Source organism: Streptomyces corchorusii (genome assembly GCF_001514055.1).
Classification (GTDB): domain Bacteria; phylum Actinomycetota; class Actinomycetes; order Streptomycetales; family Streptomycetaceae; genus Streptomyces; species Streptomyces olivaceoviridis.
Map to the genome: position 1 here is coordinate 29,307 of NZ_KQ948376.1, position 13,323 is coordinate 42,629.

The 13,323-nt window shown below is 70.7% G+C and carries 11 protein-coding genes and 2 pseudogenes; 8 read left to right on the plus strand and 5 right to left on the minus strand.

Annotation, left to right across the window (positions count from 1 at the left end; translation table 11 throughout):
• Positions 1–246 precede the first annotated feature (246 nt).
• Positions 247–507 (plus strand): hypothetical protein, encoded by a 261-nt coding sequence (locus AQJ11_RS48855; RefSeq protein ID WP_059266857.1) that lies wholly within the window; start codon positions 247–249, stop codon positions 505–507.
• 481 nt (positions 508–988) lie between these two features.
• On the opposite strand, the gene AQJ11_RS41270 is transcribed toward AQJ11_RS48855, so the two are convergent.
• Positions 989–2,293: an amino acid permease gene (locus AQJ11_RS41270; protein WP_079082660.1), complete on the minus strand. Its 1,305-nt coding sequence runs from the start codon at positions 2,291–2,293 to the stop codon at positions 989–991.
• Positions 2,294–3,026: 733 nt separating this feature from the next.
• Here AQJ11_RS41270 and AQJ11_RS41275 point away from each other — a divergent pair.
• The 4 genes from AQJ11_RS41275 (at position 3,027) to AQJ11_RS41290 (ending at position 6,412) form a co-directional block, all read left to right on the plus strand.
• Positions 3,027–3,752, plus strand: a complete 726-nt coding sequence (locus AQJ11_RS41275) for an AfsR/SARP family transcriptional regulator (RefSeq protein ID WP_237281226.1) — start codon at positions 3,027–3,029, stop codon at positions 3,750–3,752.
• A 293-nt stretch (positions 3,753–4,045) separates the two neighbouring features.
• On the plus strand, positions 4,046–4,225 hold the full coding sequence (locus AQJ11_RS49565) for a hypothetical protein (RefSeq protein ID WP_059266859.1): 180 nt from the start codon (positions 4,046–4,048) through the stop codon (positions 4,223–4,225).
• Between the two features lie 171 nt (positions 4,226–4,396).
• Positions 4,397–4,765, plus strand: a complete 369-nt coding sequence (locus AQJ11_RS51895) for a methyltransferase (RefSeq protein WP_279616981.1) — start codon at positions 4,397–4,399, stop codon at positions 4,763–4,765.
• 1,350 nt (positions 4,766–6,115) lie between these two features.
• Positions 6,116–6,412 (plus strand): helix-turn-helix transcriptional regulator, encoded by a 297-nt coding sequence (locus AQJ11_RS41290; protein ID WP_159061803.1) that lies wholly within the window; start codon positions 6,116–6,118, stop codon positions 6,410–6,412.
• Between the two features lie 129 nt (positions 6,413–6,541).
• On the opposite strand, the pseudogene AQJ11_RS51900 reads toward AQJ11_RS41290, so the two are convergent.
• Positions 6,542–6,634 (minus strand): annotated as a pseudogene (locus tag AQJ11_RS51900) (IS5/IS1182 family transposase); the annotation flags it as partial.
• A 1,059-nt stretch (positions 6,635–7,693) separates the two neighbouring features.
• On the opposite strand from AQJ11_RS51900, the gene AQJ11_RS41295 reads away from it, so the two are divergent.
• Together AQJ11_RS41295 and AQJ11_RS41300 are read left to right on the plus strand one after the other, a co-directional pair.
• The gene (locus tag AQJ11_RS41295; protein WP_059266861.1) at positions 7,694–9,334 is read left to right on the plus strand and encodes an alkaline phosphatase D family protein; all 1,641 of its coding nucleotides are present in this window, start codon (positions 7,694–7,696) and stop codon (positions 9,332–9,334) included.
• Between the two features lie 209 nt (positions 9,335–9,543).
• On the plus strand, positions 9,544–10,320 hold the full coding sequence (locus tag AQJ11_RS41300; RefSeq protein ID WP_059266862.1) for a GNAT family N-acetyltransferase: 777 nt from the start codon (positions 9,544–9,546) through the stop codon (positions 10,318–10,320).
• Positions 10,321–10,459: 139 nt separating this feature from the next.
• On the opposite strand, the gene AQJ11_RS41305 is transcribed toward AQJ11_RS41300, so the two are convergent.
• The 3 genes and pseudogenes from AQJ11_RS41305 to AQJ11_RS52995 form a co-directional block, all read right to left on the minus strand.
• On the minus strand, positions 10,460–10,939 hold the full coding sequence (locus AQJ11_RS41305; protein WP_014668957.1) for an SRPBCC family protein: 480 nt from the start codon (positions 10,937–10,939) through the stop codon (positions 10,460–10,462).
• 146 nt (positions 10,940–11,085) lie between these two features.
• Complete coding sequence (locus AQJ11_RS52315; RefSeq protein ID WP_279616982.1) at positions 11,086–11,214, minus strand: hypothetical protein; 129 nt, start codon at positions 11,212–11,214, stop codon at positions 11,086–11,088.
• Between the two features lie 217 nt (positions 11,215–11,431).
• Positions 11,432–11,635 (minus strand): annotated as a pseudogene (locus AQJ11_RS52995) (hypothetical protein); the annotation flags it as partial.
• A 150-nt stretch (positions 11,636–11,785) separates the two neighbouring features.
• Here AQJ11_RS52995 and AQJ11_RS41310 point away from each other — a divergent pair.
• The gene (locus tag AQJ11_RS41310; protein WP_244218634.1) at positions 11,786–13,279 is read left to right on the plus strand and encodes a hypothetical protein; all 1,494 of its coding nucleotides are present in this window, start codon (positions 11,786–11,788) and stop codon (positions 13,277–13,279) included.
• Positions 13,280–13,323: the final 44 nt, after the last annotated feature.

A 13,323-nucleotide genomic window follows, 5' to 3' on the forward strand; every position in this document is an offset into this window, starting at 1 on the left:
TGTCCGGCCGGGCTGCGGGTACCCCGAAGACCCGCAACGGGGTCGTAGAGGCGATCCAGGTCCCGCGGGTGGTCCGCGAAAGCGCGGTCAAGGCCCGCACCCAGACCATCGAGCAGATCCGCACCGTCATCGTCCACCGCCCCTTCCAACGTCCGCGACAAGCTGCGCGGCCTGTCGACGACGGAACTCATCGACGCCCTGGCCCGCTCAACCCCCGCAGGCCAACTCGCCGACCCGGCCTGCGCGGTGAGGCCCGCACTGTGGCGGATCGCCCGCCGCCACCAGGCGCTCGACGAGGAGATCTGGGAAGCCGACCGGGAGATCGGACCGCTGGTCACCCAGGCCGCCCCCACCCTCATCGCAACGACCGCGGCGGCGACCACGCGGCCGGCAATGCCCCACACCATCGTCCGGGGCGGCCTGAAGTACGCCCGGCACACCCAGGAGTACATCGCCCGACGCACCGCCGAAGGCATGGCCGAGAAGGACATCGTCCGCTGCCTGTAACGGTTCGTCGCCCGCCGGATCTACCGCCACCTACCTCACATGATCCGCACCCCCGAACCGCTCCGACAGACCGCTGAACGTCTGTAGGAGCTTCCACCGGCCGGCCCCGGCCCGTGGCGTGGTGACGGCCGGGTCCCGCCACGACCCGGGAGCGGGAGGCCGCCACGCGCCCACCCGAGCCGGTGGCTGCCGGCTTCGCCGGGAGCCTGTGCGCCTGCCTCCAGGAAGCGCGCTCATTCAGCACCCCGCGCAGAGCGTGCGGTGGGCCGGCACCCGCCCGGGACCGGGGAGCGGCACGCGCCGTCGTCGGGTGAAGAGCATTGTGGCTGCCGGACGACCGCCTCAGGTGGGCACGGCACGGCGCACCGCGGGCGGCCATCCGCAGTGCGGGACGGCCGCCGTCCGGGACGGCGAGGCACCCGGAGCGATCGCGGTGGGATGCCTGGCTCGTTCCTTGTCGTCATGGCGGCAGGCCGGTTGCTCAGGAGCCGGACATCAGCGCAAAGTTGTCCACGCCGAGCCAGAACGCGGCGGCCAGCCCCGCGAAGCCGAGCACCGACGCGGCGAGCCGCTGCCAGGGCACTGTCGCGGACCGGCGGGCGAGCCCCAGGACGGACAGCGCGGCGACCGCTTGCAGGGCCACGATGCCCAGTGTGCCCAGCCCCAGCATGGTGGTGGTCATCCCGGTGTACGGATCGAGTCCGGCGAGCGCGAACCCCGCTACAGCGACGGCGTTGAGCGCCGTCTGCACCAGACCGGCCCGGTGGGGGGAGGAGTGGCGGGGGTGTGACGCGGCCAGTGGAGTGGGCAGCAACCGGTCGTCGGCGAGGGTCTGCATGTACCGGTTGGCGGCGCTGTGCAGCGCGAGGGTGGCCGCGAACAGGCTCAGGCAGAGCATGATCTCCATGGCCGTACCCGCGATCGGGCCCAGATAGGTGTCGGCGAGTGTGAAGAACAGGTCCCCGAGTTGCCGCCCCGCCTCCCGCCGTACATTCCCGGCGCCCAGCGCGCCGACGGCCACCCAGCTGGTGAAGGCGTAGAAGGCCGTGATGAGGACCACCGCGATGTACGTGGCGCGTACAACGCTGCGGCGTGGATCGCGCGCCTCCCGGCCGTACAGAGCGGCGGACTCGAAGCCGATGAACGAGATGGCGGCGAACATGATCGACACCCCGAATCCGTGGTCGAACATCTCGTGGGGCGCGAACGACGCGGCCGGAAGGGCGGAAGGGACCCCGTCCCGGACCGCCACGGCGATGTCCAGGGCGAGCAGGATGGCTATCTCGCCCGACAACATCGCGGCCACGGTGCGGGCGCCGGCCCCGATGTCGCGGTACCCGAGCCAGCCGACGATGACGGTGCCGACCGCCGCGCAGACCCACCAGGACAGGTGCACGCCTTGGTCGGCCAGGACCAATGAGGTGAAGTAGCCGAACGCCCCGAGCAGCCCGATCGCCGCCAGGTTGTAGGCACAGACGGCCACATATCCGCTGATCACCCCCATCGGGCGGCCGAGCCCCTCGGCGGCTGCGGAGTAGAAGCCGCCCTGTCCACCGGTCCTGCGGGCGATCACTGCGTAACTCGCGGAGAAGCATAGCAGGACGAGTCCGGTCAGAACGAATACGGCGGGGACTCCGGCTCCGTTCCCGAAAGCGAACGCAAGCGGAACGGTTCCGGCCATCGCCGATAGTGGTGCTGCCGCGGAGACGATGAGATACACGATATGTCGCGTCGCCAGTGTTGGCGGACGAGCGTTCACCGTATTGGTTCGAGCGTGGTCGAGCATTCTTCTCCCTCGGAGCACCAGGAGGTAATGGAATGTATTACCGAAGTCAGGTTTCCGACTTCCATACCGACCGCGGAACTACAGCGGCGACTATCCCTGTCCGTTCTGATGGGGGACTGACAGGGCACTGACTCTCACTCATGGTCGGTGCGGTGAATAGACGGAACTCACCCGGGGAAGAATCGCCAGTTCGTTACGCAGGCCGGTGCGGCCATGACTTTGGCGCTCAGGCCCCTTGACCAGGATTTGCGTTCCTCTGGATGTACCTCGGGCCATCGGGACGACAGGTGACGAACCTCACGAGCGACCTCTCAATGGATCTTGACCACCCTGTCAATTACCTCTCAGGTAATGCTCGTATCAGACCGAGACAGGTGGCGCATATCGCAACCATCCACCCTTCCCTCCCGAACGAAATCAGCCAACGTCCCTGGCCCGCTGTTGACGCCATGTCAGCCGATTGGCGCTGCCATGACCAGCGATGGGTATGGTTCTGGGGGTGTGCGGTGCCCGGCACCCGGGAATGAACATTCTGCGAGATCCTTGGCCAACATTCGATCCCAGCGCCCTGCGCCCCTTGATTTCCACCTGAGACCCCGCATTATTAAATGCGTTGACGAGTGCGCTGTTCGTAGGGGATCGGAGAATAGCGGTGCTGCAAAAAGTAGTCAAACTTGCAAACCCAAGCAAAGCTAAGAGTAAGGGAGCAGTACGTTTCAGGCTTCTCGGACCGTTGGAGATACGGACCGGCGACCGGATCAACACACTCGCCGGCGCCCGCCAGCGGACCCTGCTGGCGGTCCTGCTCGTCGACAGCGGACGTCCGCTCCCCGTGGAGCAGCTCTACAACCACCTGTGGGGTGAGGCGCCTCCACCCACCGTGGGCAACTCGCTCCAGGCGCACGTGTACCGGCTACGCCGCACTCTCCAGCAGATCTCCGACCCCGCGACCGGCCCGCGACTGCTCACCCGCCCCTCGGGGTACGTGCTGGAGCTGAACGAGGCTACCGTCGACGTGGACATCTTCCACCAGTCGATCACACGGGCGCGGTCCCTCATGCGCAGGGATCCGATCGCCGCCCACTCGTTATTCGAGGAGGCACTGTCCCTCTGGCAGGGAGACCCGCTCCAGGACGTCATCCAGGGGCCGACGTGTCGCAGCGTCGCCCTCCAGCTCAAAGAGGAATACCTCACCGCCATGGAGGACAAGCTGTCGCTCGGGATCGACATCGCCGACCCCGTCCGTACCATTGGTGAACTCAAGCGCATGAGCATGGCCCACCCCTGGCGCGAGCGGATCACCGAACTCCTCATGCTCGCCTTGTACCGGGCGGGCCGGCAGGCGGAGGCGCTCGAAACCTACAACAGCGCCCGGCGTCGACTCGTGGACGAACTGGGCATCGAACCGTCCGTCCAACTGCGCGAGCGGCTCCAGGAGATCCTGAACCAGGCAACCTGAGCAGCCTCACGCACCGCGGTTACGCCGTGGTGCGTCGTACCCCGGCACAGGGTGGCGGAGACGGCCGCGCAAGCCCCGACCGGCCTTCGCCCCGGAAGTGGTGTATGCCCGCGGCGGCTGAGACGGGGCGGCTGCCACGCGGGCCGGAACGCCGGACGGAATCCGGTTTGCTGGCGCCTCCGCTGCTTCGCGGTGATGTTCCACTCCAGTGGCATCCGGTCGCCGAGCCCTGCCAGCCTCGTGGTTCAGCGGCAACCCATACCTGTTCGCCCTCCACGCGGAATGCGCATGCCGTGAGCCCGCAGCCACAGGAACGGCGCTTCCACTTCTGCCTCGGCAGGCAGTCGGGCGACTGCCGTCAGCTCCTCTCGTACGAGGGCGGGATCGCCGAAACCCATCCGGGGTTGGACGACCAGTCGCCCCTGGGCATGAGCACGCCTGACGAACTCACCGACGTCACATCCGAACGGTGACATATCGTTCGGTGTGCTCATCGGGCGTCATCGGCAGCACCGCGCCGATGGTGCCCAGGACCGGCAGCCGCACCACCGCGGACCGCCTGTGCGGGGGGACGTCCCTCGACATCGGGTGCGGCTACGGCCCGCTCACGGTCGCCGTCGCCGGAGCTTCACCCGATTCGACGCATTTGGGCCGTCGACGTCAACGACCACGCGCTGGAGCACTGCCGCCGGAACGCCGAGCGGCTCGGCGTGCGCGGGGTACGCTGCGCCCGCCCGGAACACGTCCCCGACGACGTGCGCTTCGACTTCATCGTCTCCAATCCGGCCATCCGTATCGGCAAGCCGCAGCTCCACGCCATGTTGCGACACTGGCTGGATCGGCTGGATCGGCTGGTACCGGGCGGCAAGGCGGACCTCGTGGTGCACAAGCACCTGGGGGCCGACTCACTCCAGCGCTGGCGCTGGCTCGGCGAGCAGGGGTGGCCCACCGAGCGGTACGCCTCGCAGAAGGGCTTCCGCATCCTGTGCCGCACCACCGCGCAGGACGGCTGACCGATGACGACGCGGGCTCCACCGGCCGACGGCGCCGGAGCGGGGCGAGTTGCCGCGGACGAGGCCGGTGGCTGAACGCGACTCCGGACGTCTGACCGGCGTGCCGCCGCGCGCCGACCTCGCGTGCGCCCGCTTTCACCCACGCGCCCGCCCGCGGGATGTGAACCGCGTGCGCCGTCCTCGGCGACCGGGGCGAGAAGGTCACCGCCGGCCTTCGTGCCGGGCGTGTTCGAGGGGTTGCCGGAGGCCTTGCGTGAGGCGCTGCCCGGCCCGATCGCCCACTTCGACGCAAAGCGGGCCGGAGGCGAGTGGACGGGCTCGTACCCGCCCTCCTCCCAGGCGGCCGTCCGGATGGCCCGGTCCATGACCCGGCCCTGCCCCGGCCGGGTAGAGCGCCTTGAGCAGGCCCTTAAGACCTTCAGCGCCTACGGTGCCGCCCCCGGCCGCCGAGGCCGTCCCAGGCGCCCCGGACACCGCCCAGCGGCCCGCTCCCGCGCCGACTTTCCAGGCGGCCCCGGAGGCCCGACTCCTCGCCCTGTACCGCCGTTCACCTCCGGTGCCCGTCACGGCCCGACCGCCCGCCCGATCGACGCGGTGCCCGTCCTGCGTCCGACACCGGCGGGACACCATCTCGGTCATTTTCGGCCACGGGAGGAGGTGAGGCTTGAGAAACCCTCTGTCACACGTATCTTGACAATCCGAGCGCTCTGTCTCTACGTGTGCGGCAGCTCCGTCTTTCCCGTCGTGCGGTGTGGTCGACCGCTCACGGCTCGGGAACCGGGGCACGACCTGGCGTGACAGCCGCGACTGGGTGTAGTGGGCTGCATCGGGGCGCCACACCTGCATCGAGTCGCGTAAGCGGACCACACGCCCACCCCGTCTCATTTGCGGCTTAACGCAAGCAGGGTCACCTTGACCGAATCTCGTCGATCTTCGGCGTTTCACACGTTGCTGTTCAAGCAATGATCTGAGTGGCCGTCCCAGTGGCACAGCACAGGACCTTCCGGAGAAGATCCAGTTTACTTCGAAGCGAAAGGCTGGCCGGTGACATCACGGGCTTTTGATCAGGGGATGCGTGTACTTCATTCCCGGCCGGAATGCGCGACCTCGTGTCACGCCGTTCCGATCGGGCGTCGGAGGGCCATTTTCTGACAACCCGCCCGAGAAATCCCCGAAGTCTTGAGGACGGTCTCCATGATGCGAAGGGTCAGAGAGTTGCGGTATTCGAACGAGGACGACGTCCGTGGCACAGCCGCCACTTCGGCAGCGACAGGCGGCCGAGGGGACGCACCGCCGTCACAAGCGCCTGTCGGAAGCGACCGTCGGTCCCTGCGGGCTGCCGCCATGCGAATGGCCGAGGAACGCCTGCGAGAAGAGGATCTCAGCCCCACCGTGATCGCTCAGGAGCTGAACGTATCAGTCCGCACACTGCACCGTTCCTTCACCGGAACCGGGGAGTCGATCATGGGGTATGTACGTCGCCGACGCCTGGAGCAGGCACGGGAAGCCCTCCTCTCCGGCCACGGCGAAGTCAGCGTGTCCGAGGTCGCCCAGCGCTGGCATTTCGCCGACAGCAGCCACTTCATTCGCGCCTTCCGAGTCCACTTCGGTTTAACGCCGGCGCGGGTCTTACACTTGAACGGCTGACACAAAGAGGCGCATCGGTCCGGGCTGCGGAGAGAGCGCGGTTGACGGTGGGCGGGGCCGGCGTGAGCGCGCGGCCCGGTGGGCGTCCGAGCGGCGCCGTCACCCACGGACCGGCGCCCGTGTGGACCCACAGCGGCGATCATCCCCGCGGATGACGACGAGCATGGTGGCCCATTGGACCAAGGCGTGCGGCACGTCGAATGACGCGGAATACGGAACCAACGTGGCTCCTGCACCTGTGGGGTCGAGACGTCGAAGACCTCCCCCAACGGCACGGGAACCTCGTGCGTTGCGCACCTCCGGCATCATCCGGCCGGATCACCGGGCTCAATCGCGGTCGTCCGTCAGGAATCCCGCTTGCAAGCGGCTCTCCGCACCAACCTGCTCGACCAGCTCGGTGACGTGCCTGCGACACGTCCGCACCGATATCCCCAACCGGCGGGAGATCACACCGTCGTCCGCTGGCCGATGCGGTGAGTGCCGCAGCCCGCTCCGGCGACCGTCGCCTGGAGATGACCCAGCACGTCAGTGCGGTGGAGTTGCGGCAGTGGGCTGATTACACTGTGCCGGCTTCCACGGCGCTGTCTGCCTCGTATGCGCGCCGAGGCTGGAGCCCGCGTGCCGTGTGCTGTCCCCCGTGGGTGAGGCGCGCCGCGTCAGCACGTCATCGGGCCGCCTGTCCACGGGCGGGTCCGCGGTGGGAGCCTTGGGCGCGGCTACCGGTACCCGGCCACCGGATGTGGGGCCTTTCCACCTCTCCCGTGCACGGCCCGCGCTCGTGGCGCAGATCGGTGGCGTCCGCGCAACCCCAGGCAGCCAACTGGGCAGCGGGGAGGCGCGGCGAGGGATCGGCTTCCCGCTGTGGAATGGGAAACGGATGTTCCGTGGTCGTGAAGTCGCAAGAGCGTATCGGGTCGTGACAGTCGCCCTCGGCGGCGTCTTCCTCGCCGACATGGGCATGTTGCGGTCCTCAACGCGATACGCAGCGCCCGGTCCCCCGTGCGTCGGCACGTGTGGAAGCAGCCGCGTACGGGTCCTCGCCATCAGGTGGTTCCGCGTCGACCGGTGCTGCTCGTCGATCGCGGCGGGGCAGCGGCCCTGAACGTGGCCGGGCTCGTGGAGCCGGGTGTGCTTCAGGCGGGACGGTCCGATGTCACGCCCGGTTCCGGAACTCATCATTCCGCCATATGAACGTCATGAGTCTGCCAAGCTGTTGCCCCGTCGCGGTAGTCCCGCCGGGGTCAACTGCCCCTGCACGCACCGCGACAGGGGAGAGACCGGATGACACCCGCAGCACGCCCGTCCCAGCACGCGCCCGAACTGCGCGCCGCCGCCCGGCACCTCGGCCGGCGCCGCTTCCTCACCATGACCGGCGCCGCCGCCGCGCTCGCCTTCGCCGTGAACCTGCCCGCAGCCGGCACGGCCGCCGCCGCCGAGCTCGACGCCCGGAGGATCACCGACGACCCCTTCACGCTGGGCGTGGCCTCCGGTGACCCGCTGCCCGGCTCGGTCCTGCTGTGGACCCGGCTGGCCCCGCAGCCGTACCAGCCCGACGGCGGACTGCCCGCGCAGCGCGTCACCGTGCACTGGGAGCTGGCCCACGACGCGGACTTCCGCCGGATCGTCAGGCGCGGCACCGCCCCCGCCCACCCCGAGTTCAGCCACACCGTCCACGTCGAGGTGCCCCACCTGCCGGCGGACCGCGTCTTCTTCTACCGCTTCCGGGCCGGCGCCTGGCTGAGCCCGACCGGCCGCACCCGCACCGCCCCGCTGCCCGGCACCCGCCCCGCCGCGCTCACCCTGGGCGCCGTCTCCTGCCAGGCCTACGCCGACGGCTACTACACCGCCTACCGCCACCTGGCCGAGGACGACGTGGACGTCGTCTTCCACCTGGGCGACTACCTGTACGAGTACGCCGTCAACGCCACCGGCAACGACCGCAAGTACACCGACCGGACCCTCCCGGCCCACTACAACCACGAGACGGTGACGCTGGAGGACTACCGGCTGCGCTACGCCCTGTTCAAGTCCGACCCGGACCTGATGGCCGCGCACGCCGCGCACCCCTTCGTCGTCACCTGGGACGACCACGAGACGGAGAACAACTACGCCGACGACACCCCGGAGGACGGCGGCTCCTCCGAGGAGTTCCTGCTGCGCCGCGCCTCCGCCTACCGCGCCTACTGGGAGAACCAGCCGCTGCGCCGGCCGCAGCTGCCCACCGGCTCCGACATGCGGCTCTACCGCCGCCTGCACTGGGGCCGGCTCGCCCAGTTCGACGTCCTGGACACCCGCCAGTACCGCTCGGACCAGGCCTACGGCGACGGCTGGCAGTACCCCGGCCCCGAGTCCGAGGACCCGGCGCGCACGCTCACCGGCGCCACGCAGGAGCGGTGGCTGATCGACGGCTGGCGCGACTCGCGGGCGCTGTGGAACGTCGTACCGCAGCAGGTCACCTTCTCCCAGCGGTACAACACCACGGCTACGCCGTCCAAGGTCTCCATGGACTCCTGGGACGGCTACCCGGCCTCCCGCGAGCGGATCCTGGCGGGGGCCGACGCCGCCGGCGTGGAGAACCTCATGGTCCTCACCGGCGACGTGCACGTGCACTACGCGTTCGACATCAAGCGCGACTTCGGCGACCCCGGTTCCCGGACCGTGGGCACGGAGATCGTCACCACGTCGATCACCAGCGGGCGCGACGGCGCGGACCGGCCCGGCAACTGGGCCACCTACCTCGCGGCCAACCCGCACATGAAGTTCTACAACGGACGGCGCGGCTACGTGACCGTCACGCTCGGACAGGAAGCGGCCCGCGCCGACTTCAAGACCGTCCCGTACGTCACCAGGCCGGGCGCACCCGTCACCACCGCGGCCTCCTTCGTCACGGAAGCCGGCGCCCCCGGGCTCAAGCCCGCCTGACCCCGGCGCGGCAGCGGTCCCAGGCCGGGGCGGAGTCCGCCCCGGCCGCCTCGCCCGGGTGGCGGACACCGACGCGGGCGCGGCGGTCCGGGCGAGTTGGCGGGCGGGCGTCGTACATGGTCGGGCAGCTGACCGAAAGGGTGTGGCGAGCGGGTTTGCCGGGGGCCAGCCACACATGTCTCGCATGACGCTGGGTTACGCTCACACGTATGACCAATAACGACGCGGTTTCCGAGGCCGCCAGGGCCTTCCAGACGGCTACGGAGCGGCTCGCCGGTGTCCTCCCGGACGGCCTGCACGAGCGCGGTCCCGGCGGCGCCCTGCTGGCCGTCACCCGCTCGATGATCCCCATGCTCAACAGCGTCATGAGTGTGACCGACGTGCCGGACGCGGCGGAGATCGAGCTGCTCTGCGAGAAGGCCGCACCGCATGTCGCACAGCTCCCCTGGAGCATCCGGCTGCGTGGCGAACCCGGTCCGGAGATCGTCGGCATCGCCGCCGCCCACGGACTCCGCACGCTCACCCGGCAGCCCTTCATGCTGCTGTCGCTGGACGAGGACCGCGGCAGCCGCGAGTCCGCCCGGGGGGCCGTGACCGTGCGTCCGCTCCGCGGCGACGAGGACCAGACCTTCGCCACCGTCCTCGGCGCGGCCTTCGGGGCTCCGCCGGCGATCATCACCAGCCTGTACACGCCCCTCGTCCTCGGACAGCCCTTCGTCCGGGCCTACCTCGCCGAGGTGGACGGGGTGCCGGCCGGAGCGGGGCTGGCGATCCTCACCGAACGGCATGTCGGGCTCGCCAACATCGGTACCCTGCGCGACCACCGGCGGCGCGGGGTCGGCCGCGCGGTGACCGAGGCGATCCTGCGGGACGGCCGGGCCGCCGGGGCGCGGACGGCGTACCTGCACTCCAGCGAGGAGGCGCTGCCGCTCTTCGAGCAGGCCGGCTTCCGCACCCAGGAGTCGTGGGCGGCTTTCACGGCCTGACCGCGAAGGTGACAGAAGGCGACAGCGGCCCTGCCGGTCGGCCGTGGGCCGCTGTGCCGCTGTGCCGGGCCGCCGCCCGGGGCGGATCACCTGTGCCGTAGTACGACGATCGCGCGCGCCGGGCGGAGCGGGGAACGGCTCACACGCTCGGCGGCGGGTCCGACAGCCGGGCGAGCTGGGCGTGCCACAGTTCGTCCAGGCGCTCCACCCAGGTCGGCGACAACGTGTCGAACGCCCTGGGGAGGGAGGCGCGGACGGCGCTCTCGACGACGATCTCCGTGCCGTCGCCGACCGCGGTGAGCAGATATCCCTGGTACAGCCGGACACTGGTACCCAGGCACATCCAGCCGAGCCGGCGGGGCGGTACGTGCTCTCCCACGTAGACCTCGAACCGCTGACCGCACCAGCGCGCCTCGAAGGTCTGGGTGAAGGTCCGGGTGCTGACCTCCTCGCACCCCGGTACCCAGCTGGTCCAGTCCGCGGGGTCGGTGAGCACACGGAAGACCCGCTCGGGCGGGCCGGGCACGACGGCCTGCACGTGGTGGAAGCCATGGGCTTCGGCAGGTGAGAATCCGGACGGCCAGTGGATGTCCGGGTGGCTGTCTGCGGGGTCGTGCATCCGACTCTCTCTCACGCTGCTTCCGGCTTCGGTGGCTCCCCGGCGGCGCTGATGGCGCGGGCCGGGGACGTTCCCCCGTCCAGGATGCGACCATCGCCCGCGCGGGTACATACGTCATCTGACTGACCGTGCACCGGTGCGGCAGGTCAGCTCGCGCCGCCTCCGGTCTGCTCGGCCACCAGGTACGCGGCGTACCACTCGGCCCAGTCGGTGTCCGCGTCGCCGGTGCTCCCCGGCCGCTCGGCGTGTGCCGCGGCGGCCCGGCGCAGGGCCATCGCGGAAGGGGAAGTGCGAGCGGTAGCTCTCCCGCTCGGGGAGCAGTCCGGGCTCGGGGACGGGTCCCCCGGTGTGGTACGTGCGAGGTCGTCCGCCGAGGTGAAGGCCGTCGGGCCGGGGCCGATGCGACCGGGCAGGCGGGAGGTGACCTCCTGGACCAGCAACGCGTTGCCGTCCGGGCGGGGTGACCTGCACCTTGGCGGGTGGCGTGCGGTCCAGTCGCCAGCCGAGCCGTAGGTAGAACTCCTTCGCCCGCTCGACGTCGGACACGGGGATCGTCACTACCTCCAGCCGCTCGTCGGGGTTGAACCGCACCGGTTCTGCCGTCATGACGTCCTGCCTCCTCCCCTGGGCCATCTCACACGTACCTGGACGAACGCTGCGCCCAAGTTCGGGGCAAAACCAGCGAATCGTGTACATATCTTAGTCCGACATGTGTCCGGTAGACTCCGACCCGGAGAAACGTGTGCCGGGAGCGGACCGGCGGGCGCATGTGAGCACAGGGATGGCCGCGGGGTCGGCGATGCGTGTCCGTGTCATGCCCTTCGTGTGTCTCCTTCCGCCGTGACCATGGACTGTGAGGGCCGCATGACCGTCATCCCCGCGGGAGACCCGGGCCGCGTTCGATACGACACGGCGACGGCGTCGACGGTCACCTCCGTCGGCGAGCACCTGCATCTGGTGCACTCGGGGAGCAGGCCGCCGGTGTGGCTCACCCGGCTCGCCGGCCGGCTCGGCCCCACCCGGCCGAACGAGGCGTTCGTCGTGGTCGGCGTGTCCTCGGTCGAGGGCGGCGCGGAGGGGCTGGGCCGGCTGCTGGCGCCCGTGCTGGAGGCGAGCCGGGACGCGCGGGTGCGCCTGCTGACCCTGGTGATGTCCGAGGGCGCCCACGAGGCCGGCGACAGCCCGTCGGCGGCCCGGCTGATCAGCGAACGGTGGGGCATGGACGTCCTGGCCACCGCCGGGTCCGCGCTCGTGACGGCGGCGGGTAGTCTCTTCGCGCCCGGCCACCCGGGGGGCCCCGGCGGCTGGTGGCACTTCTCGCCCGGCACGGCCGCCCGGCACGTGAGCGTTCATCTGCCCGTTCCGGACTGGGAGATCGCGGTGCGGCGGGTGGGCCGCCAGGCACTGGCCGGGCACATCGTCGAACCCGTGCCGGCCGGGCTGGCCGTACGGCCCGCGGGACCGGTGTCGCCCGCCACCCACGCCCGGCTGCACGCCGTACCGCCGCAGGACGGCCGGCCGCAGCTGATCATCACCTCGCCGCGGACGCCCGCCACCGTCCTCGCGGTGGTCATGGGGACGCTCCCCGAGCGGGTGCGCGGCTCGCTGCGGCTGGTTTCGCTGGCGGGTCAGCCGATGTCACGGACCGCTCAGGAGGTGTCGGACCTCCTGGGCTGCGAGGTCGGCGTGGCGCTGGGAGCGCCCGTCATGAACGGCAGGGCCGTCCCGGAGGGCGTCTCGGCCGGCGACGCCGCCGTGGACCAGTACCTGCTCGACGAGGAGGGCCGGCCCGCCTGGCGGCCCTTCGCCCTGACCCTCGCCCACGGGCCGGCGACGAGCGGGGGCGGCCGGCCGGCGCGCGTGACGCAGTGGCGGGTCCCCGCCGTGCTGATCGCGGGCACCGGGCCCGACGCGCTGTCGCTGGGCCGGGACTGGAAGGCGGCGGTGACCCCGTCGGGCCTGTGGGTCGGACCGCGTGACGCCGCACCGCCGCTCCTCGCCACCGCCCGCCCCGCCCGCGCCGACACCGTCGCACTCGACCTCGGGCCCTGGGGTTCGCACCGGCCGCTCGACGCCTCCCTGTGGCCGGCGCTGGAGCGGCTGTTCGGGCAGTTGGAGCCCGAGGTCTGTGTCCGGGCCGTGGTGCACGTCCACGGTGATCTCGACGCACGGGACGGTGAGCGCCTGCACGGGCTGACGGTCCGTCACGGACTGCGCTGCGCCGACCCGGTGACGTCGCCCCGGCCGGAGCCCGCGGGACGCCCCGGCACCGGACCGGAAGCCGCCTCCGGCTCCGGCCGGTCCCGGCAGCGCACCCCGCTGCCGGCGCGCAGCTTCTGACCTGTTTCCGTCTCGCCGTCGACCGCGCAGGCGACCGGGTCCGG

Bases quoted from the DNA above. Each gene is read 5' to 3' on its own strand.
- AQJ11_RS41305 (WP_014668957.1), bottom strand. From the start codon at position 10,939: ATGCACGACCCCGCAGACAGCCACCCGGACATCCACTGGCCGTCCGGA.
- AQJ11_RS41270 (WP_079082660.1), bottom strand. From the start codon at position 2,293: ATGCTCGACCACGCTCGAACCAATACGGTGAACGCTCGTCCGCCAACA.
- AQJ11_RS41300 (WP_059266862.1), top strand. From the start codon at position 9,544: ATGACCAATAACGACGCGGTTTCCGAGGCCGCCAGGGCCTTCCAGACG.
- AQJ11_RS41295 (WP_059266861.1), top strand. From the start codon at position 7,694: ATGACACCCGCAGCACGCCCGTCCCAGCACGCGCCCGAACTGCGCGCC.
- AQJ11_RS52315 (WP_279616982.1), bottom strand. From the start codon at position 11,214: ATGGCCCTGCGCCGGGCCGCCGCGGCACACGCCGAGCGGCCGGGGAGC.
- AQJ11_RS41290 (WP_159061803.1), top strand. From the start codon at position 6,116: ATGGCCGAGGAACGCCTGCGAGAAGAGGATCTCAGCCCCACCGTGATC.
- AQJ11_RS41310 (WP_244218634.1), top strand. From the start codon at position 11,786: ATGGACTGTGAGGGCCGCATGACCGTCATCCCCGCGGGAGACCCGGGC.